Source organism: Mycoplasmopsis agalactiae (assembly GCF_000089865.1).
In the GTDB taxonomy this organism is placed as follows: domain Bacteria; phylum Bacillota_I; class Bacilli_A; order Mycoplasmatales; family Metamycoplasmataceae; genus Mycoplasmopsis; species Mycoplasmopsis agalactiae_B.
Genome location: NC_013948.1, coordinates 187,730 through 210,115, shown reverse-complemented (window position 1 = coordinate 210,115; position 22,386 = coordinate 187,730). Strand labels below are relative to the sequence as shown.

The window sequence follows — 22,386 nt, the reverse complement described above, 5'->3', positions numbered from 1 at the left end:
AGCTTATTTGTATGCATTAATAATATATGAATTTTAACAATTTTTGGTTTTTATATGCTAATTTTGTTGCTATATATTGCTTAAAATTTTAAATATTGCATACTAAACTAATACGGTGTTTCAAGTAATTCAGCTTGCTGGGCCATTTCGAAGAATTTATGTTCAATTTTTCTGCTTCAGCTTAGCTTTGTTTGATCAATTTTTTCCAATTTTTTAAACACAAATCAGTATGAAAAGCCCATTAAAACCAGTGATGATAATAAGCAGTTAAAAACAAAAGCACCTACAATAATTCAGTTAGCAATTTCTTTGTTTCCGGTTGTTTTATAGACACCGTAGGCAATTCCATAGGATATTGGAATAACAATAATAAATGAAATAAAGTTTTCAAATGCTGACGAAAATAAAGTTTTTTCAACATCATTAGCTCCCTGGAAGGCAAGCAAGGAATTAATAACTAATGAGACAGCAAGAATTCTAAGTGAAATAATTCTAATAAATGTTGCCGTTCCATCAATTTTATCACTGTCAACATTTAAAATTCATACCCATATATTATTAGCAGTTGCAGCAACAAACACATAAACAATTATTGAATAAAGCAAGGCAATAAGCATTGTTCATAAGTAGACTTTTTTGCATCTATCAAATTTTCTTAGTGTGTAATTGTATGAAAATAAGCTTCTAGCTCCATCATTGATTCCAAAAATTGAGATCAAGAACAAACTTACAATTGGCTGTCCTTTTGCTCAAAAAAATTGGAAATACTCAGGCATTGCAAAGTGAGAATTTGCAATCAACAGGTTCATAACAATAAACGAAAATCCGATACCAAATGTTCTTAAAAAGCCGCCTAAACCAAGTGAAAAAATTGGCCCAAGTAATTTTTTGTTGAATTTAAACTTAAATAAACTCTTAATAGAAAGCCACGTTTTCTGTTTTCTATCTTTTACAACTATATAAATAATGTAGGCAAATGTGTTGAAAAATCAGCCAATAACTGTGGCAACAACTCCACCGAGCACCCCCATTTTAAAAACGATTATAAATAAAGCATCTAAAGCAATGTTTATAAGGTTAGCAGCAATACCGCATGCCATTACATATGTGTTATAACCTTCAGAACGAATAAAGTATGACAAATAAAGCGTTAAGCACTGTAAAACAGTCGCGCTGGCATAAATGTAAATGTACTGTTTTGCTCATTCAACACTTAATTTGTGTGCTGCATTATAAAAATCTTGTAACCTTTCAACATTAACATTCGCACTACGCGCAATTGCTGGATCAATTGTGGTAACTCCTGCAATTTTGTCTATTAAGCCTGTTCATATTGCTGTAAAAGTGACAAGAGATGAAAAAACAGAGAGCATAACACTAATTCAAAACATAGTTGCTCACAAGTTTTTGCCTGTTTTCTCTAGCTTTTTACCTATACATTTTGTATAGTAAATTGATGAACCTACAGGAACTAAATAAACAATTGCATTCGAAAAAATAATTAATGGGGTAAATGAAGCAGTTGTGGTTGAAACGATAGTATTTGAATTTATAACAGTTAATTTTGATACATTTGCAATAGCAGCTTGCTCGTTATAAGCACTAAGCATCTGGTTATAGCTTTTAAATATATCGTTGGCGCCTACATCATGAAGGCCAAGATTTAAATATTTAACTATTTCACTATCAGCATTACCAAAAACATTACTGTATTTAGGAACAAATTGCAATATGAAAACTTGATCTATAAATGAATATAGACCAACCATCATAGATGCTAATAAACTAGGAATGGCAACTATTCATATAGCCTTAGAAATAGGCATTTCACCGAATAATTTTCTGGCTCTTTCCTGTTTTTCACTAACTGACTTATGAATAACAGCCTCCTATTGTTTAAGAACATTTTACTTATAAGCCTATAAAACAGGCAAATTATTTATGATACTTACTATTATTTAGAATCATAAAAGCTCTATATATTTGCTCAATTAACATGATTCTAAATAATTGATGTGGAAATGTCATTTGCGAAAAAGATAACTTTTGTGCGCTTTCGAAATGCTCTTCACATACTCCATCAGAGCCGCCAATTATAAAGGTAAAACTCTGGTTTGTGTTCATTTCGATTAATTTAGAAAAGGCAATTGAATCAATTTGCTTGCCTTTTAACGAAAGCAAAATCACTTTAGAATTAGGCAATAAGGCATCTAAAATTAATTTGGTTTCTTTTTCTTTTTTAACTTCGATATTTTTTTCTTCACTAAATTCTTTAAGTTCAGACAATGATAAGGAGCAAAAGTGACTTACTTGCTTAGCATATTCCTCATATAAACTTTTGAATTTAGGACTAAGTGAACCAACAGCAACTATTTTAATTTTGGTCATAATTTTTCTTGTGTCTTGATTCTAAATGGAACATTAACATTTGAATATCGGCAGGATTTATTCCACTTATTCTGCTAGCTTGACCGATTGTAGCTGGTCTAATTTTTTCAAACTTTTGTCTAGCTTCGATAGCTATATTTTTAACATCAAAGTAATTTAAATCTTCAGGAATTTTTAAATTTTCTAACCTTACAGCCTTATTTGCATCTGATTTTTGCTTTTCAATATAGCCATGTAAACGCACCATTGTGGTTATTTCTTCTAAATATGGAAAGTTTGGAATAATGTCGCTTGGGTCTACATCAGGTCTAGAAATAACGTTTAATAATGTTGAGCCATTTGTAATGTTGTATTTTAATGCCACATCGCTTTTACCAGATAAATATGTTGTGTTTAATCTTTGAATTTCATCATCAATTAACTTATATTTATCTAAAACTTTTTGATACTCTTCTTTGCTGATCATTCCTGATTTATAGGCATATTCGCTTAATCTGTCATCTGCATTGTCATTTCTTAATAATAATCTATATTCAGCTCTAGAAGTTAGCATTCTATAAGGTTCTTTGGTGCCTTTAGTTACTAAATCGTCAATCAAAACGCCAATATATCCATGATTTCTTAAAATCACAATTGGATCTTTGTCTTCTAATTTTAGTGCTGCATTAATACCAGCTATAAGCCCTTGTGCAGCTGCTTCTTCATAACCACTAGTTCCGTTAATTTGGCCGGCTGTAAAAAGATTGTGCACAAGTTTAGTTTCTAAAGATTCTTTAAGTTGTAATGGATCTAGTGCATCATATTCAATTGCATATGCTCATTTTTGCACCTTAGCATTTCTTAATCCTGGAATTGACTTAATCATTAGCTCTTGAACATCAATTGGCATAGATGTAGATAAACCGTTTACATATGTAATTGCTCCATCAGCTGTTTCGGGTTCGAAGAAAATTTGATGCCTTTCTTTGTCAGGAAACTTCACAATTTTATCTTCAACAGAAGGGCAGTATCTTGGCCCTATTCCTTCAATTACTCCTGAATACATAGGAGAGCGATGAATATTTTCTTCAATAATTCTATGAGTTTCAGGGGTTGTATAAGTTAAATAACATGCTATTTGTTTAGGCATTTTTAAATTTGAACGTGATGAAAAAGAAATATTAACGTCGCTCAATACTTCTTGCTCAACTTCATCAAAGTTTATTGAATCAGAATAAATTCTAGGTGGAGTTCCAGTTTTAAGTCTTTGCAATGTAAAGCCTAATTTTGCTAATGATGCACTTAATTTAGGTGTTGTTTTTTCATTATCAGGCCCACTTGTTGTAATATCTTGGCCTCTTAGAATTCTAGAGTTCATATATGTGCCTGTTGTTATAACACAAACTTTAGCTTCTATTAAACCAATATTTTCAACTAAAACGCCTTTAAAATAGCCATTTTCATCAACTATAACTTCTTCTGCTACACCTTCTAATAATTCTAAATTAGGCTGCTTTAAAACATATTCATAGGCAAGTTGTGAATACTTTTCTTTATCAATTTGCGCTCTTAACGCTCTAACTGCAGGGCCTTTTGAAAGATTAAGCATCTTAAGCTGAATAGTTGCTAAGTCAGCTCATAGCCCCTGCATTCCGCCTAAAGCATCAATTTCTCTAGTTATAATTCCTTTAGCAGGCCCGCCAATTGATGGATTACACGGCATCATTCCTAATTTTTTAGAGTTAAAAGTTAATAAAAGTGTGTTGTGGCCTTTGTGTGAAATAGCAAATGCAGCTTCTAGACCAGCATGACCCCCACCAATAACAATAGCATCGTATTTCTTATTCATAGTTTATAAATTTTAATATATTTATCAATAAATATATCAACATAAATTGCTTAATGTTAGAAAAGCATAAATATTGTTAGTATCTATGCATTTATGCCATCATTAATATAAGGCAACTATTTTGCATAGAAGTCTGTTTTATAGTATTGTAAGTATAATATAGCATCTAAAATATATGTATCATCAGTATTTGTAATTATTAAAATAATAATTTGAAAAACAATACTCTTAATTATTAGTATGTAGTATACATTGTGAATGTATTTTGCCATTCTATTTTAGTATTATTTAACTTTGAACAATTAGAATATAATCCAAGTATGGGAAAAATAAATATCGGTAAAATCTATAAACTTAAAACAAACGATGATGCAACTTTTGTTATAAAAGACGATAATATATTAGAACATAAAGCAACTTTTGCTAAGTCTGATAGAGCATTTGTGATTTTTGCTAATGCAAACATAATTTACTTCTTTTCATCTATGCTAGTGCGCATAAATGATGAATCACAAACACTAATGGATTTATTCAATCAAGTTAATAGGGATGCATCAATATACACAGAAGAAACAATAGAATCATTCAGAAAAGCAAGCTGCTCTATAATGTTTGCAATGAGGCCTGATGCGTTTGATACTTATTTTGAAGTTTGCACAGACGAAAAGGAACAATTCATACCGCCTCTAGTTTACGATGCTGCAATGAGGTTTTTGAATAGTAATATGGACAAAATTAAATATCCTATTGTTGTTCCTGATTTTAGCTAAAAAATGAAATTTATTAAAATTTGTCTGTTTAGAAATCGAAAAAGTGATTAGATTATTTCTAGCGCTTTTTTCTTTATAAAGAATAGTTTATATTTTAAATATCATAATTAAATGCACTAACTTGTTCCACTCATAAATTTAAAAATTTATTAATATAATTATAATTTTAGCACTATGAATAAGCTAAATAAGTTAATTTTGACCCCATTATATTTCACGCCAATTTTTTCTGTTTCTGCTGTATTACCAGTTGTGGATAACAAAGTTAAAATCAATAAAAATAGCAATATATCAATAAATGAAAATGACTATAAACAGTTAATTAAAATGTATATCCCATACTACAACAAATTAGGAGTGTGAGATAGGGAAAAGATGCCTAGTGATTATTCATCTAGTGTATATGATAAAGTAGGGATTATTGAGGTAGAAGATATTGATAGCAATTACTTACTTTCGCAAAACAGCGACTTTAAAATAGTTAGAACAAATCCTTATAATTCAAAAAGCTATTCGGATCATGGATATGCTGTGGCTTCAATAATAGGTACAGACTTTGGTATTAACCAGGATGCTTCAATATACTATACGACGTTGGATAATAATAAAATAATTGATAGTATTATAAATCTACATAAAAATTTTGGAATAAGGCTAATAAACATGAGTTTAGGACCAGCTGATATATTTGGGCAAATTGGATCAAGAACTACCAACACATTGAATAGCTCTGAAAATGATAAAAAATATGATGATGTTGATAATGACTACAAAATGTCATTAGATGATATCTATAAATACAGAAGCATATTTTATAATCTATCTAAGGCAATTATCTATTTCACACTTTATGATAATAAGAATATTTATGGAATGGATGATATTAAAAAACAGTACAAAGCAATAGGTCAATATGCGTTGGATAATAATATTAAGGTTATTCAATCCAGTGGAAATGACAACGATGAATTATCTAAGACAATGGTGGATAATAATTTACTAAATAAACCAGAATTCTTGGATAATGGCATCATTTCAAAACAAAAAATTTATGGCGTATTTAAAAAGTTTTTTAATTCATCAAAAAAATATAAATCTGAATATTGAAAGAATGAAAATGACGAAAATTATAATGAAAAATTATTAGCTAAAATTCGACCTGTTATTGATAATGCATTTGGTATTAAAAGTTGAACGTACAATCGGAATGATCGATGATTGCACGACTTTGACTTTTCTGATTTTCTTGATATTGAAAATAGAAAGAAGAAACTCTTTAACTCTTTATTAGATTGACAAAGTCTTCGCTATCATGATGGTATTATTTCAGTAGGTTCTGTAAATTGAAAGAATATTGCAACAAATTTTAGTTCATATGCTAAGGATAATTATGGTTCATTTCCATTTATTTCTGCTTACGGAAATGATCTCGAAAATGACAGAGATGAATTATCAAAAAATATATATTATAAAGATGATTATGACCTTATAGAAAAATACATAAAAACTACGAATGATTCTGATGAATTCAAAAGCAAAATATCATACTTGTTTGATTTTCGCGGGACAAGTAAATCTGCACCAATGATAACAGGACTTATATCACGTCTTCAAAGCAAATTAAAAAGAGAGTTATCAATTGCTGATGTTAAGCTATTGTTAGCAGGTTCGGCCAATTATTCATCAACTAAAGTAGATAAATATAAAAATTTTAATTTTGATGAATTGACTTCTGAGTATGAACACTGAAGACACAATAGAGCTAAAAACAAAACAGGCTTTGGAATACCTAAATACTTTAAAATGAAAGATATTTGAAATAGTGACAAAATAAAGACAATTCGCCCTCATGAACTGGGTAAAGACTTTATAAGTAAGAAAACTGAAAGTCAAGTTTATGCCGATACAGCAGTCCAAGGTCAATGAAAGCATTGAGATTCAACTTTTGTTTGACAGCAGAAAATGTCATTTGCTAAATACTGAAAACTTTATAATACAAAAAATAACTCATATGTTAGCTGATTCAGGAATAAATGGCTTCCAATTCTATTGGAAGCAATAGAATATAACAGAAGAATTAATCCTGATTGAAGCTTCGATCATATACCATACTTTTCAATAAAGGCTGATATGACAACCCATACTTATATGTCAATGTATCACTCTACAACAGAAACTAAATTAGGAAATGAACCTAATGTTACAATACAAAAAGTTTACTTTTATAAACCTGCCCCTATTTGAAATGAAACTTATAAAATATTTATCAATTATGATGAACTAGAAAGATATCTTAGAATATTTTGAGACTATCTTATCTGAAAGAATAATGTTATTCTTTCCGAGAATGATTCAAACTATTCATACTATTATGCAGAAGCTCCAATATTGCAACCATATAAAAAATATATTCAACAAATTAAGCAAAAATACTGAGAACATTTAAAGGAAAATGTATGAATAAAAAACTATGCAAATGTAGTGGAAGTAGAGCCCGTTCCTTTTTGATAAAATCAGCTTTGCCTTTTGCTATAAGTATTCCAATGCTTGTTTCATCATCTTGCGGGACGTTTTATCAAACTTCTAATGAAAGCGAACTCTCTATTTATTTAAATACTGATATTTTTGAGAGGAAAATCAGAAAGATTATTGATAACAGAATAGAAGTATTTAGTTTGGGTGATAAATGAGTTTTGGAATATAGCCCTGAAGTTAAAAAGAAAATTGGTGAATTTCTCAAACTAATATCTAGTTTTACTTATACACCAAATTATGATTTACCAGGAATTGAAAACGAATACATTTCATACTTGTACTATACTGGCGAAAACAGATATTTGTTTTATTCAAATAAAATTGAAGAGTCAAAAATTGCAAAAGAATACGATTCAAAAAATGTACATAAAACTTTAACTCTTGACAATTTATCTTACTTTGATGGTATTAAATATGCAAAGGAATTATCAATGAGAGAATCAGCAATCAAAAATCATGCTGATAACAATTACTGACAAAATTTGTCTTATCTTCTGCTTAATGATATTCACAAAAATTTGCTTAAGTTATATTCACATCTCAATCAATACAAAGACACAATATATTACTCTGTTAAGCCTGATGACAAAGCAATTACAAATGCTGGGAAAAATATAAAAGTTGAAAACAATGCTTTTAACGTTTACAATGATAAAAAGAATCTTGAACTCCTTGCAACAATAAACAATTATTCTGTAATAAATAAGTATCGAAAGTTTGGCGTTTTTGATGTTAAAAAAGAAAATTTAATAATTGATTCAAGAAACATAAATGCTTTGACATTTAAATTTAATAACACTTATTCAATAAATGATATTAGTGTTAATGCAATAAAATATAGCTCAAGCTCTGAAGCACCAGTTAATGACATCATTATTAATTTTTCTTATAGACCTAAATTAATGAGCTTTAAGGAATTTATTAACTTTAAAAAACGAACTAGTTTTAGTAGCAAAAATCTTTCAGAGGATAAAATTTCCTATGGTTTTGTTGACCTAAATGAACTTTTTAAAAACATAAGCGGCATAGAACCAAACAAACCTATAGTTTTATCAATAGAAACTTCAGATTTTGGAAAACCTTCAAAACTCCGGAAGTTCAATAGACCATATGATGAAGTTTTCGGCTGGGAGAGTTATATAAATAAGTTAAATATTTTTATAGATTATCTTCAATTGTTAAATCAAGACATCAAAACTATGAACACTCAACTATTGCTTACACCGGACAGTTGAAATTTAAACAATGTTTCTGAACAAGATTGAAAAAATTTATTGCATATAATGCAAGAAAATATATAGTGGTTATAAGAAGCTAACTGCATATAATAAATATAAAATTGAAAAATTGACTAGATTAATTCTAGTGCTTTTTCTTTATCAGTTCTAGTTGCCAATAGCTATTATTGGTATATGAAGGTAATCCCTTCCATTCATAAATTTGCATACTTATTAGTGATATTATAATTATGTTAGTACTATGAATAAGTTGAATAAGTTAATTTTAAGCCCAATATACATCGCCCCAATTTTTTCTGTTTCTGGAATTTTACCAATAGTTGATAATAAGGTTACTAAACAAAGATAGCTCTATATCTATTGATGAGAATGATTATAAGCAATTAATTAGAATGTATGTCCCTTACTATAATAAACTAGGGGTTCGTGATAGAGACAGAAGACTTACTAATTACTCATCCAGCATTACAACCGTATAAAAAATACATACCACAAATTAAACAAAGATATTGAGAACACCTCAAGGAGAATGTATGGCTAGAAAGTTACAGCGATTTTCGTTAAGCAAAAAGGCCAATATTTCTTCCTTCCTTGGCGCAATAACTATGTCAGTGCTTTTTTCAATATCAACCATATCATGCGGGGATTATTATATTAGTTCCACTGAAGGAAGTTTTGAAAGTCAGTTTAAATTGTTTGATTTTAAATTATATGAGAAAAAGATTCTACAGACTTTAGAATCAACTAATACTATAGAAATATTGGGAAGAAAATATAATTCGTTTAATGCTGATTCTGAGTTTAAAGATAGATTTAAAGAAGTTTTCTACAATTTTGTTAAATTAATTAATAATTTTACATATGCTGCAAATCAAGAAATTCCAGGGATAGAAAATGAATATATTTCATACCTGATTTACACGATAAACTTATATGATTCGTTTTATTCAAGAGAAATTGATAATTCAAAAGTTGTTAAGGAATACAATCCAAAACTTACATATACAGCATTAACTCCTGGTAGCATTATATACTTTAGTGGTCTTAAATATATGAAGCAACTTTGAGATGAAGAAATTAAAAACGATTTGCCTAACTTAAAAAACAGCAGTTTTAAGAATTTATCTGCTTTTCTCTCAAAATACGTCTATGATAACTCAGTTAAACTGGAATCATTTGTGGAGCGCGAAAAATCTACAAGACCGCGTACAGAAGTCAATACTGGCCGCAAAAAATACGATGAAATTTATGACTTCTATCCAATAAATTATGTGCCAGAAAGAGTAGTATATATTGAAGAATATGAGTATGCTAAAAAATTGCCTGAAAACAATAATGCTGCGCTAATAAATAACCATAGAAAATTTGGTATTTTTGATGTCAAAAAAGAATCACTTATTATTGATTCTAAAAAAGTTAATGCACTAACATTCAAATTTAACAAACTTTATAATTTAAATGATATTAGTGTGACTGTAGAATATAACCAAAATGAATCTGGAGATTTACTTAACTTTATAGACATTAATTTTGCCTATAGGCCTAAATTAATGAGCTTTAAGGAATTTTTTGATTTTGTAAAGAAAATAAAATTTAGAAGAGTTAATCTTTTAGAAAGTGAAATTGGTGCGAGTTATATAGACTTGGATAAATTACTACAGCCTATAGCCAAAATATCAGCTGAAAAGTTTAGTGTTTTCAATATAAACACTTTTGATTTTGGTAAATCTACTCGTGGGAATCTGGCTAGCACCGCTACTGGCAATTATGGCGAGCAAAACAACAGAAAATATGACAAAAATGTCTTTTTAGACTACATCAACTTGCTAAAACTAAATCCTAAGTCAAAAAATACCGAGTTATTTATAACTCCTGAGAGCTGAGACATGAATGATATTCATAAAAAAGATTGAGAACAATTGCTGCCTAATATATTAAAAAGTCTAGAAAAGTCTTCATCATAGTTTAATACAATAACTATAATGCAGCAATTTTGTTTATACCCCTGTTTTATAGTGCTTTTGGAACTAAATGATATACAAAAATTGAGCCCTTGCTCAATTTTTTGTCTGTTTCTGACTTATTTTTTAAACGTAAACTGATCGATGTTTGCTTCTGTAAAAACAGGAATAAATATCTGTTTGTTATTTGAATTAGAATAATCCTTGAGGTCTCCAATTCCTTGTGCAAAAACTGGCAACTTAATATTAAATGAAAGCTTTAGTTTGCCTGTATCACCAGTTACTAATTCTAGTTTTATATCAAATATAGATTCAGCACTTATCCAAGTAAAAAATGGATACAGTACAAAACTGTTTCCTAATGAAGGTAAATCTAACACTTTTGCAGATTGGCTAAAGCCATCTTGATAAGCCTTATTGCTATCGCTTATATAAACATTAAGCTCGCTTACTATTTTTTGTTTTAAAAACTTTTGTTGACTTTCGTTAACGTCCTTTAATATGTTTTCTCCTACCTTAATGCTTTCTTTAGTCTTTTTAGATAAAATGCTTTTAACAATTTGCAAATTTTTAAAAGACATAGGCGTTAGTGAAAAACCAATTACATTGTTAGTTGGATTTTGCAAATCTGCCTTTTTTAGGCCTGCAAAAGAAAAAGTCTTGGTTATTGATGGCTCATTGCTATTCTTATCTGGATTGTTTTTGATTTCAACTTCTAATTGTAAAGTGCCTGCACTATCGTCATATCCAGCTGCAACAATCTTGTCAATATACTCTTCTCTTAAATTCTCGTTATATGTAAAAAATGCTTCTTTAGTTCCAGGACCAAATGGTGTAGTGTCAGTACTAAAATATTTACCATTAGCATTTAATAATGCTTCATAATTCACTTTATTATTACTTGTAATATCCTTATATCTTTCTGGATTATCAACATATAAAAGCATTCTCGCAATTAATGATGGGAATAAGCCTTTAATTTTTTCATCAGGCTCCTTAGCGCTTATGTAATTCTCTTTCTTGTTCAATCTATCGCTATTTTGTTCTTTCTTTTTGAATCCAGCAACTGTAAAATCAAATGTTTTTGTAACATTTTTCTTTGTAAAACTAATAGTGAGATTAATTAATAAGCCTTTATCAAAGTCATACTTGACTGATTCTGAGCTAATTTTTAGAGTATATAACTCTAAGACTTTTTCGCCGAAAACATCTTTAAAAAAGATACTTTCGTCTTTTAATATCTCGCTTAAGGCCGTCTTAGGATCTAGTTTACTGAATGAATAATTTGTTATTTTTAAACTTTTGCTTAATGATTCTATATCGCTGAAACTAACATTGTTATTATTAGTAGTATCATCTGGCTTTGATGGCTCAGGTTGCGATTCGCCTGGTTTTTTAGGCAACACAGGATCGCTTGGTTTTGCTGCAGGTGGTTTTTGATTGCTACTATTATTTTCTTTATTCTCACATTTTGCTGCTAAAGCAGTGCTTAGTAGTGGAACAAAAGCAGTAGTTAATAAAATCTTTTTACTTCTCTTCATAAATAACCTCTAACAAAGATAATTTTATATTTTTAATACTGAATGTACCAAATAATTATGCTGTTATTCTGATGAGACTGTTTTATAGTCTCTTTAGGAAAATTTCATATTTTCAAACCTAAGTAAATTAAAATAATTCTGATTTATGCAAATCAACAAAATTATTTATTTTTAATAAATAATCCTCCCTGATGCTTTCTGTAATCACTTAATAAAATATAATAATCATATGAATGAATTTATAGACTTATATAACACTACTGAATATTCATTTTTAGAATCATTAATTAAAGTAAAAGATTTAGTTAGACTATCTAAAGAAAACGGCAAAAGGGCTGTTGTTTTAAGCGACCATAATAACATGTTTGCTTTAGGTGAATTTTTAAAACAATGTGCAGCTTATGAAATTAAGCCAATTATTGGGGTTGATTTAGATGTTGAAGAATCTAGATTTATTTTGCTTGCTAAAAATTATGAAGGTTTTAAGCTAATTAACTCACTTATTTTAAAAAAATCTAGAGAAGAAATTAGGCTCAATGACATTATTAGTGACAACCTTTTCATTATTGACCACCCTTCAAATGGACTGTATGCAAAAAATGAACATCATAAGCTTTCTGATAATAAAAATTACTACATTTCTTCGCCTGATTCTTCAATTCCAAACTCAATTTATGTAAAAGAAAACAAATTAATTGATGTTGAGGACAACGAAACACTTAATATTCTCTTAAAGCTAGGAAACAATAAAGAAGCTAATTATAATTTTAGTTATTTTGAAGACTATACGACTGATTCAGACTTCTTAGCTAGAATTAATTTTATTGTTGATAATTGCAATGTGACTTTTCCTAAAAAAGAACTTAAATTAGCTTCTTTTTGTGAAAGCGAAGAAAAAAACTATGAGCTTTTTATTGAGAAAATAAAGCAAGGACTTGCGAAACACAAAAAAGCTTTATTGCCCTATAAAACAGCTGTTAACGACAGAATAAATTATGAATGTTCAGTGATTAAAAAACTAGGTTTTATTAACTATTTTTTAATAATTTCAGATATGATTGAGTATGCTGATAATAATGGCATATCAATTGGACCTGGTAGAGGTAGTGCTGCTGGTTCATTGATTAGCTATTTACTAGGTATTACAAAAATTAATCCTCTAAAATACAATCTTTTGTTTGAAAGATTTTTAAATATTGATAAAGTCTCATGACCTGACATTGATATTGATATTCAAGATGACAGACGTGATGAAATTTTTGCCTATTTACAAAATAAATATGGCAAAAGTAGAGTAGCTGTTATTTCAACTTTTCAAACAATGGGAACAAAGCAAGCTATAAGAGATGTAGGAAGAATGCTTGATATACCTCTTTCTGATGTTAATAGAATAAGTAAGTCTATAAATGCTTTTGCAAATTATTCATCTATTGAAGAAGAATTTGCAAAAAATCTAACTTTTAATAAAGAAGTATCATCACTAAAAGACTATGAAAAGTTTATAAATCATGTTTCAAAATTACAAGGACTTCCTCGTCAATATGGAATTCATGCAGCTGGTTTAATTATTTCTGATAAAGATCTAAATGAATATGTTCCTGTGTTTGAAAATGCTTATTCATTTTTGCAAGTGCAAGTGCCGATGGAATTTGTAGAAGACTTTGGCTTGCTAAAAATTGACTTACTAGGGCTTAAGACTTTAACAGAAATTAAGCATATTGAAAAAAGAATTAGCAAACTAAAGCTTTTTGACCAATTAGTCTATGAAAATGACTTAGAGTTGCAAGACCCCATGGCTATAAACCTACTTAATAATGGAAACACTGAAGGTCTTTTCCAAATTGAATCTTCTGGAATGAAAAGCACAATTAAAAGAGTTGGCATTCAGAGTTTTGAAGACCTTTTTGCTATTATTTCACTTTACAGACCTGGACCAAAAGAATATATTAAAGACTATGCAAACAACAGAAAAAATCCAAAATTAATTGAAAAAATAGATCCAGTCTATGATGAAATTGTTGCTCCAACATATGGCATTATCATTTATCAAGAACAAATAATGGAAATAGCTCAAGCTGTTGCAAAAATGTCTTTTGCACAAGCTGATTTACTAAGAAGAGCAATAAGCAAGAAAAATGAAGTGGAGCTGCATAAATATAGAAACACTTTTTTTGAAGGTGGACTTAGAAATAATTTCAGTATTGAATCATTAACTAAAATTTATGACAAAATCGAAAAGTTTGCTCAATATGGATTTAATAAATCGCATGCTGTATCATATGCTTACTTAACAATGAAAATGGCTTACTATAAAGCTAGATATCCGCAGGTTTACTTTAGTGCTCTTATTTCTAACTCATATGGTGATCAAAATAAGATTGCTTCGTTTGTTAATGAATTAAAAAACATGAATTTTAGTGTTTACTCACCAAGCATTATTCATTTTACTAACTCAGCCATAGTTGATAATGGTGATATTTATCTTCCTTTTAATATGATCAAAGGTTTAGGAGCTGAGAGCATTAAAAAAATTGCTCTAGATATTAAAGAAAATGGACAATATAAAGATTTATCACTTTTTGAAATCTTGCTACGCCTAAGATTTGCGGGCATAAAAAATTCAATGATAAGCACACTAATTAGAGCAAATGTCTTTCGCAATTTTGGTTACCAAGACTATATTAGTGGTGTAGACTTGCTTATGCAAGAAGAGTATAACTTGCTTAGCAAGGGCGCTAATTCATTTGCTGATATAGCTAAGAATTTAGACTTTGAAGGCTATAAAAAAGCTTCAGAGAACATAGAGATGCAATCTAAATTTAATTTAGAAGAAGAATCAAGAAATGAAATTGAACTACTTGGAAATATCTATAATGCCTATAAAACAGTACAATACGAAAAAAAATATAAGTATAGACTATCTGACTTACTAAAAATGCAGGGCAGCTTTAGTACTGCTATTGAAATAGTAGTTAAAAAAGAACCTAAAGATAAGCCATATGCAATTATTGAAGTGTGTGACCGCACCTTAAATTACACATTTTTTGTTAACAAAAACAATTTAGCTAAATATAGAACCTTAAACAAAGGCGATATTATTGAAGCTCATATTCGTTCAAATGGCAATAAAATGTATCTAGATTCATGACAAGGAATTCAATAGTATGAATAGTGAAAATAAACTTATGCTCTTAGTGGATGGCAACTTTTTGATTTTTCAATCATTTTATGCCTCATATAATAAATATAATCCTAATAGTGTTCTAGTTGCTAAAGATGGCACAACAACTAATGGCGTTCATGTTTTTTTTCAAACTTTGTTTAAACTAATTAAATTTTATAAACCAACGCATATGTTTATTGCCTTTGATGCTAAAGGCAAAACCAAAAGACATGAAGAGTATGACAATTATAAAGCTGGCAGAGAAAAAGCGCCTGAAATAATTTTTGAGCAGTTTGACTTAGCTAAAAAAATTCTTAGTGCAATGAATATAAAGTGATTTGAAAAAGTGGGCTATGAAGCAGATGATTTAATTGCAACAATTGCAAAGCATAATTCTCATTTTAATAACTATATTTATTCTAAAGATAAAGATTTGCTTCAGTTAGTTAATGAAAACAACAGCATAATAAAAGTTATCAAAAAAGTTGGTAATTTTACTGAATATAAACTAGAAACCATCAATGAGTTTGTCGATATATATGGCATTAATCCTAATCAAATTCCTGACTATAAAGGTTTAGCCGGCGATTCATCGGATAAACTAAAAGGCGTTGCTGGAATTGGGCCTAAAAAGGCTATAAGTTTACTAAATGAGTTTGGGACTTTGGAAGCAATTTATGAAAATATATATAAAATCTCTGGCAAAACTAAGGAATATTTAGAAAATGATTGTGAATCAGCTCATTTTTGCAAAAGATTAGCTATATTAAATTCAGATGTTGAAATGGACACTAATATTGAAGATTATAAAATAATACTTAATCAAGATGAAGCTATAGCAATACTAAGAGAATTTGGATTTGACGGTGTTCTAGATACATATGTTAATGTGCTTCTACCTAAGTATAAATTGACTTAAAGGCCTATGAAACAGGGTTTTTGATAACACACATTAATACAATTTTGCTGCGCTCATGAAATTAAGCCGGCTTTTTTATTTATGTATACTAGTTAAAAGTAGTTTTTTAGGTAAAGATTATTAAAAAATGGATAAGTCTTAATACTCATCCATTTTTTAATATTGATTTCAACTACTAACATTTACCTCTAGCACTATAAATAAGGCAAATTACACTCTTTTTCTAAATTTAAATGTAACTATTGCAAGTGCAACAAAAATAACTGATACTGCTAATGATATTAAAATAAATACTCAAATAGGCGAATCAAATAATAATGGCAGTGATTTATTCCAGCCATAATTAATTGTGGCAACCGGATAGCTAAAAGGTAGACACATCGCAATTATCTTCAAAGCAGATGATTTAGTAATAACACTAATAGGTAAATACATACCAGACACTCATGCAGGAGGCAAGTAAAATAACATTGAAAGTGCATTAGCCATTTTATAGTCTCTAGCAATTACAGCAACTATAACTCCTAGTGATGAGCATATTACTGAAAGAAAAATCATTCCTAAAATAATATAGCCAAAATTAATGCTGCTTAAGGCTATTTTTGAGTGTCAAAAAGTTAAGGAAAATATGAATACTCAAAGTGCACTTATTCAAATTAATATTGTGTAAAACGATATTATGCTGGCTACAAAAATTCATGGTCTTAAAGGTAAAACTGATATTCTTTTATAAATAATTGTTTCTTTAAGATCACTAAAAGACATAGAAAGTGAGACAATTCCCACAACAGGACAAGCAGAAGCAATAATTCCAGGGATTAAATCATTAACTTCAAAAGTAGGAATTGCACTTAAAATAAGTAAAAACATTACTGGAAAAACAAAGGCAAAAAATACATTATGAAATGACTTTTTTCAATAATTAAATAATAAAGCATACATTGCTTTAAATTGCTTATGCATTGTTGCCTTCTTTCTTGTTATTTGATATCTTTTCCAAATAATAATCTAGCAATGTTTTATGATTTTCTAAAATTTTGTCAATTTGTGTATCTTCAATTATTAGCCCTTTATCAATAAAAATTATTCTTTCACATAACTCTTTTATTTCATTTAGATTGTGACTTACTAAAATCAAGGTCATACCTTTGTCTTTGATTTCTTGTTTTAGTAAGTTAATCATCTCTAGTTGACTCTCAATATCAAGTCCTGTTGTTATTTCATCACCAATATAAATCTCGGGCTTATTGAATAGTGAAACAAATAAATTCACTCTTTGGCGCTGTCCGCCTGAAAGTGTGTTAACTTTTTGTTTATATAATTCCTTTAGCTTGAACTTATCAATCATTATCTCAAAGTATTCTTTGTCCAAAATGCCTGTGTATAAGGTTTTATAGAAATTTATTAACTCTTTAACATTAATAAAATTTGGATATACTTGCGATTGTAAGTTTATGCCTATTTTATAGGGTATTTGGCTGTGTTCAAAGCCATACTCAACCTCTCCTGAACTTTGCTTTTTAGTATTAGCAATAATTTCACATAAAGTAGATTTTCCAGCGCCATTAGCACCAAATATGGCAATACTAGTGCCTTTTTCAATTTTTAAATTTATAGGCCCTAATACGACTTTGTTGCCATATTTCTTAGTTACGTTTTTAACTTCTATTAAACTCATAATATTAACAACCTTTGTCTATATTTATATATTTTAGTACTATTGAAAACCATTATGAAAATAATCTAACTAAATAAAGTGGACTTTAAATTTTATTTTTATACAAAGCGATTTAATTTGTCAATTTATGTAATTCAATATCCATAATTGCATTTTTTCTTGCCTTAGTGTTTGTACATTTGAAACGTCAAATTGTGTGCAATGCTTTTCACTTTCTTATTCATAGTTTAGCTTCAGTTTTATAATTAATATAATTTTATTAACGGTTTTAAAATGATTAGATGAATTAATTTTGAGCACTTTGCAAATGTCTTTATCCAGCAGAAACTAGTATGTTGATAAGTTGAAGTTATATTATGCAGAGAATATTTCTTAATAGTAAATAACTACAAACAAGTTTGTAATATGTATATTTCAATAAAAAGATCCTGAAGCTACTTATTCATATTGAACCTATATAAAAAGATATTAAAATTTATATGAATACTTAATGCTTTTATTATATTCTCTATCTTGCAAAAAACAATATTGAACTTGCCAAAACAAAATCAATAACTTCTGCTAATATCTAACACATTCATTATTGATGAATTCTAAAAAATTAGTGCCCGAATAACGAAAATAATAAGAACATCTTAAGGAAAATGTATGGTTAGAAAGTTTTACAAATCTGTTTTAAAAAAAGGTCAAATAATGGGGGCAAGTCCTGTTTTTATTGGCTCATCTATTGCTATATCTACCACATTTTTGGCAGCATCATGTGGAGAATACCAGCAAACCTTTTTTGAAAGGGAATACAATAAATTTTTTGATTTTGATTTATATGAAAAGCGAATAAGAAAGTCATTAAAATCAACTGAGCCAGTTTCTAAGATGTGTTTTGAATTGGAATGATTCAAAGATAACCCAATATTTCACGAAAAGCTAACACAAAATTTTCATAACTTCGTTAGGTTAATAAATAGTTTTTCTTATTCTCCAAATCAGGAATATCCTGAAATTGAAAATGAATATATTGGATATTTGGTTTATACAGTTAAAAACTATTCTTCATTTTATTCTAATAGTGTCGGAAGATCAAAAATTGTTAAGCAATATGAACCAAAAACAACTTTAAGCGATTTACCAACCGGTAATTTTGTTAATTTTAGTGGCATGAAATATTTAAATCAAATTTCAAAAAACTTCGATCTTAAAAATAAAGATAAGATCAAACTTAGCAATTTAAGGAATTTATCGCTTAAAATTTCTGATGACATTTATAAAAATTTACTTAAATTGGAGTCACATTACAATCGTTATTTTAGAAACTTTTCAATAAATAATTTAATAGCACCTGATTCTGATGCATCTCATAAATTCACAAATTCAAAAGTTGATGACTATGTCGGTAATTTTGAATACATAAAAAACATTGCTAATCTTTTGCCTGCTATTAATAATCAGTCAATAATTAACAACTATCGAAAATTTGGCATTTTTGACGTCAAAAGAGAAACGTTACTCATAAACTCAAATAAAATAAATGCCTTGACATTTAAATTTAATAAGTTATATTCTGCTAATGATATTACTGTAACAGCATCTTATAATCGTTCAGAATCTCGCGATTTAATGAACTACATCAAGATAGATTTGTCATACAGGCCTGATTTAATGAGTTTTAAGGAATTTTTAAATTTTAAAAAGAAAACTAAATTTTCTAAAACAAACTTACAAAAAGAGCAAATTGTTTCTGGATATATAGACTTAGATAAATTGATCGGAAACTATATTACAATTGCACCAGATAAATTCAATGTTTTGGAAATAAATACACAAGGATTTGGCAGCCAAGTTTCTTCATGAAAAGAAAATGTAGATTCTGGATATTATGGCAATAATATTCATAGCAAATCTGAAAAAAATATTTATCTAGATTACATTAACTTTTTGAAAATAGATCCTAGTACAAACAATACTAACTTGCTTATAACTCCCGATAGTTGAAATGTAAATGAGATTCCTAAAGATGATTGGGAAAAATTGTTACCAGTTATAAATGAATCTATTTCTTAAATAAAAAGCATACTGAATATTATTAAAGACATAAATTTAGAACACAAGATATAAAATTGTGCTTGCAAATAGATTTTTAAAAAAGCATAATCTCTTTCCATAAATGAAAATTCAAGTGCAACACAAATTGAAATAAAATTTAATTGTGAGCACTTGAATTTTTAATCATACAACCATAGAAAACTATGATTTTTAATGCATTTTTGTTAGCTTAATATAAATATTAAACAATAGAACAATAACTTACAGTATATTACTTTGTGGTAGAGTTTGTAAATTCATAAACTAGCAGTTATTTATTATTTTTATTTTCTAGTCTCTGCAGCTAATCAGTCGATCACTTTTTGAAACTTATCGCCAACGCGGTTTGTAGGGAACTGATCTTTTAATTCTTTCTTAACAGTCTCTTCTTGATTTTTTAATCTTTCTTGAATCTCAGATTTATGATTTTCATAATATGCAATTGCATTTTTTAAAGATTTGTTCGCCAATTCATCGTTAATATCATCTAATAAACCTGATGTTGCAACACCTAAATATTTTTCAGTTTCACTTTCGCCATAACCATAAGGTAAAGGAGTTCCATTTTTCTTACCAATTTCAAATCCTGGCTGAAGAGTTATATTGCTTTCTCCTTTAGTATACAAGTCAGCTAAAATGTTGTAAACTGCCTGGCCGATTAATTTCATAACTGATGTAAAAATTCTATGGCCTTTTAATTTATTCTTTTGATCTTCATCAACACCAATAATGAATTTATCTTTATCAGCTATTTTTTTAATTTCCTTTGCTGTGTCAATTGATAATGAACCAGCAACAGGGTAAGCAGCTGTAGCTTTAACTGCAGAGTTAATAGCTGTAGTGGCTTGAGATGCTCCAGAAGTAAATAAAGTATTTAATTCAATAGTTTCATTTAATGACTTGGTCTTAGCTTCTGGGTGTTCTTTATTTCAGTCAATAATACCTTGGAAAGTACCAGCTATAAAGTCAGAAACCGCTGGATAAGGAATACCACCAAAAGCACCAATTGTACGTTTTTCAGGTTGGTCTTTATAAACTTGTGAGAAGTAATCAGCAAGCGCGCGACCAGCTATATAAGCAGCTTGTTTAACATCAAAGATAACTGGAATTAAGTGTCCTTCACCTATTTTTTGAATAAATGCTTTAGATTTATCATCGCTAAATTGCAAAACATCAAAATCAACAGTGATGAACACAATGTTATTATCTTTAATCTTCTTGATGTAATTATCATCTAAATCAACAAGTGGAGTTTGGTGCATGAATCCACAAAGTACAATATACTTAAATCCAGCATCAATGGCATTTTTATAAGCTTCCGTTAATTGGCCTCATCCAGGTTCAAAAGCTTTGTTTCGTAATTCCTTATTCCCAATTGCTTTTGCCTTATCCAGGCCTAGCTCATATGAAATTTTGTGAACTGCTTCCCATGCTGATTGGTTAAATGATTCATCATACACTGATGCCCCACCAGTTATAAATGCTGTTTTTGGTGCATTTTCAGTATTTAAGCCTGATCTTAATTTAAGATTATCTTGAGACTTAATATTTGCAAGTGTTGTTATAGTTTTAGTATTACCATCATAAGATATCTTAAAATGCTTATCATAGTCAATAGAGTCTTTTACTTTATCCAAAATGTCTGTTATAACATTTAACTGATCTCTGACCTTTCAATCTAAATCATTTACATTGTTAGTGTGTCATCTATTAAAATCTTCACCAAAATGGCTATTAAATCCATAATCCTTTTTAGCAATTTCAATCACTAAGGAAGTAAGATAATCTAGTGTCATTTCTAATTTCTTAGGCTGATAAATTGACGACAGTATTTCATCTAATTCTCTTGTCTTTGGATTATTTCCATGTGTCTTTTTAAGAATCTGAACGGTATCATACACATGATTTAATATTTGGAAGTATTCCTTTTCAAGAACTGGAGCAATCAAATTGGATGATTCTTGATTGCCATTTTTATGATCTACTGCTCTGTCATTTGGCTGATTTGCCCTTCAATTACCACTTTTATTATCACATTTAGCAGCTATTAAAGGAAGAAGTGATATAGATGTAATACCCCCCCCCCAAAGCAAAAAGTACCTTTTTGTTTTTCATCTTTTACCCCTAATTTATAAACTTATTGGTTGAATTATACAAGAAAGAAAAGCGCATTTATCGTTGCCTGTAATTATTTCCATAAGATGCAAACGCTAATAACTTTTTCCTTTGGATAATAATCATTGTGATTTTGCATATATTAAAAACCTTGCACTAAGATACAAGCGT

14 protein-coding genes and 2 pseudogenes are annotated in these 22,386 nt (G+C 28.9%); 8 read left to right on the top strand and 8 right to left on the bottom strand.

All coding sequences use genetic code 4. From position 1 onward, the window contains the following. Nucleotides 1–107 precede the first annotated feature (107 nt). From MAGA_RS00880 to MAGA_RS04510, 4 genes are all read right to left on the bottom strand, one after another. Complete coding sequence (locus MAGA_RS00880) at nt 108–1,826, bottom strand: MATE family efflux transporter (protein ID WP_013021833.1); 1,719 nt, start codon at nt 1,824–1,826, stop codon at nt 108–110. 109 nt (nt 1,827–1,935) lie between these two features. Then, nucleotides 1,936–2,388 (bottom strand): 23S rRNA (pseudouridine(1915)-N(3))-methyltransferase RlmH, encoded by a 453-nt coding sequence (locus tag MAGA_RS00875; RefSeq protein WP_013021832.1) that lies wholly within the window; start codon nt 2,386–2,388, stop codon nt 1,936–1,938. Then, a complete protein-coding gene (gene mnmG, locus MAGA_RS00870) occupies nt 2,375–4,216 on the bottom strand; it encodes a tRNA uridine-5-carboxymethylaminomethyl(34) synthesis enzyme MnmG (RefSeq protein ID WP_013021831.1) in 1,842 nt (613 codons plus the stop codon). The genes MAGA_RS00875 and mnmG overlap by 14 nt, the downstream gene beginning before the upstream one ends. 116 nt (nt 4,217–4,332) lie before the next feature. Continuing rightward, on the bottom strand, nt 4,333–4,488 hold the full coding sequence (locus MAGA_RS04510; RefSeq protein ID WP_155810354.1) for a hypothetical protein: 156 nt from the start codon (nt 4,486–4,488) through the stop codon (nt 4,333–4,335). Between the two features lie 48 nt (nt 4,489–4,536). On the opposite strand from MAGA_RS04510, the gene MAGA_RS00865 reads away from it, so the two are divergent. From MAGA_RS00865 to MAGA_RS00850, 5 genes and pseudogenes are all read left to right on the top strand, one after another. Beyond that, complete coding sequence (locus MAGA_RS00865) at nt 4,537–4,986, top strand: hypothetical protein (RefSeq protein ID WP_013021830.1); 450 nt, start codon at nt 4,537–4,539, stop codon at nt 4,984–4,986. Between the two features lie 174 nt (nt 4,987–5,160). Then, nucleotides 5,161–7,497: a S8 family serine peptidase gene (locus MAGA_RS00860; protein WP_013021829.1), complete on the top strand. Its 2,337-nt coding sequence runs from the start codon at nt 5,161–5,163 to the stop codon at nt 7,495–7,497. Beyond that, complete coding sequence (locus MAGA_RS00855) at nt 7,443–8,822, top strand: Mbov_0186 family lipoprotein (protein WP_013021828.1); 1,380 nt, start codon at nt 7,443–7,445, stop codon at nt 8,820–8,822. The genes MAGA_RS00860 and MAGA_RS00855 overlap by 55 nt, the downstream gene beginning before the upstream one ends. 178 nt (nt 8,823–9,000) lie before the next feature. Further along, nucleotides 9,001–9,223, top strand: a pseudogene (locus MAGA_RS04930) (hypothetical protein); the annotation flags it as partial. Between the two features lie 69 nt (nt 9,224–9,292). Next, nucleotides 9,293–10,723: an Mbov_0186 family lipoprotein gene (locus MAGA_RS00850; protein ID WP_013021827.1), complete on the top strand. Its 1,431-nt coding sequence runs from the start codon at nt 9,293–9,295 to the stop codon at nt 10,721–10,723. A 116-nt stretch (nt 10,724–10,839) separates the two neighbouring features. Here the strand turns inward: MAGA_RS00850 and MAGA_RS00845 are convergent, their stop codons facing one another. Continuing rightward, complete coding sequence (locus MAGA_RS00845; protein ID WP_013021826.1) at nt 10,840–12,261, bottom strand: LppA family lipoprotein; 1,422 nt, start codon at nt 12,259–12,261, stop codon at nt 10,840–10,842. A gap of 229 nt (nt 12,262–12,490) precedes the next feature. Between MAGA_RS00845 and MAGA_RS00840 the strand changes: the two genes are divergently transcribed. Together MAGA_RS00840 and MAGA_RS00835 are read left to right on the top strand one after the other, a co-directional pair. Beyond that, a complete protein-coding gene (locus MAGA_RS00840; RefSeq protein ID WP_013021825.1) occupies nt 12,491–15,424 on the top strand; it encodes a DNA polymerase III subunit alpha in 2,934 nt (977 codons plus the stop codon). Between the two features lies 1 nt (nt 15,425). Further along, nucleotides 15,426–16,343, top strand: coding sequence for a 5'-3' exonuclease (locus MAGA_RS00835; protein WP_013021824.1), 918 nt, complete (start codon nt 15,426–15,428; stop codon nt 16,341–16,343). A gap of 210 nt (nt 16,344–16,553) precedes the next feature. On the opposite strand, the gene MAGA_RS00830 is transcribed toward MAGA_RS00835, so the two are convergent. Then, a complete protein-coding gene (locus MAGA_RS00830; RefSeq protein WP_013021823.1) occupies nt 16,554–17,306 on the bottom strand; it encodes an ABC transporter permease in 753 nt (250 codons plus the stop codon). Further along, nucleotides 17,299–18,021 (bottom strand): ABC transporter ATP-binding protein, encoded by a 723-nt coding sequence (locus tag MAGA_RS00825; protein ID WP_013021822.1) that lies wholly within the window; start codon nt 18,019–18,021, stop codon nt 17,299–17,301. The genes MAGA_RS00830 and MAGA_RS00825 overlap by 8 nt, the downstream gene beginning before the upstream one ends. Before the next feature lie 648 nt (nt 18,022–18,669). Between MAGA_RS00825 and MAGA_RS00820 the strand changes: the two genes are divergently transcribed. Beyond that, a complete protein-coding gene (locus MAGA_RS00820; protein ID WP_013021821.1) occupies nt 18,670–20,079 on the top strand; it encodes an Mbov_0186 family lipoprotein in 1,410 nt (469 codons plus the stop codon). A 305-nt stretch (nt 20,080–20,384) separates the two neighbouring features. Here the strand turns inward: MAGA_RS00820 and MAGA_RS00815 are convergent. Then, nucleotides 20,385–22,187: pseudogene (locus tag MAGA_RS00815) on the bottom strand (BMP family ABC transporter substrate-binding protein); the annotation flags it as partial. Nucleotides 22,188–22,386: the final 199 nt, after the last annotated feature.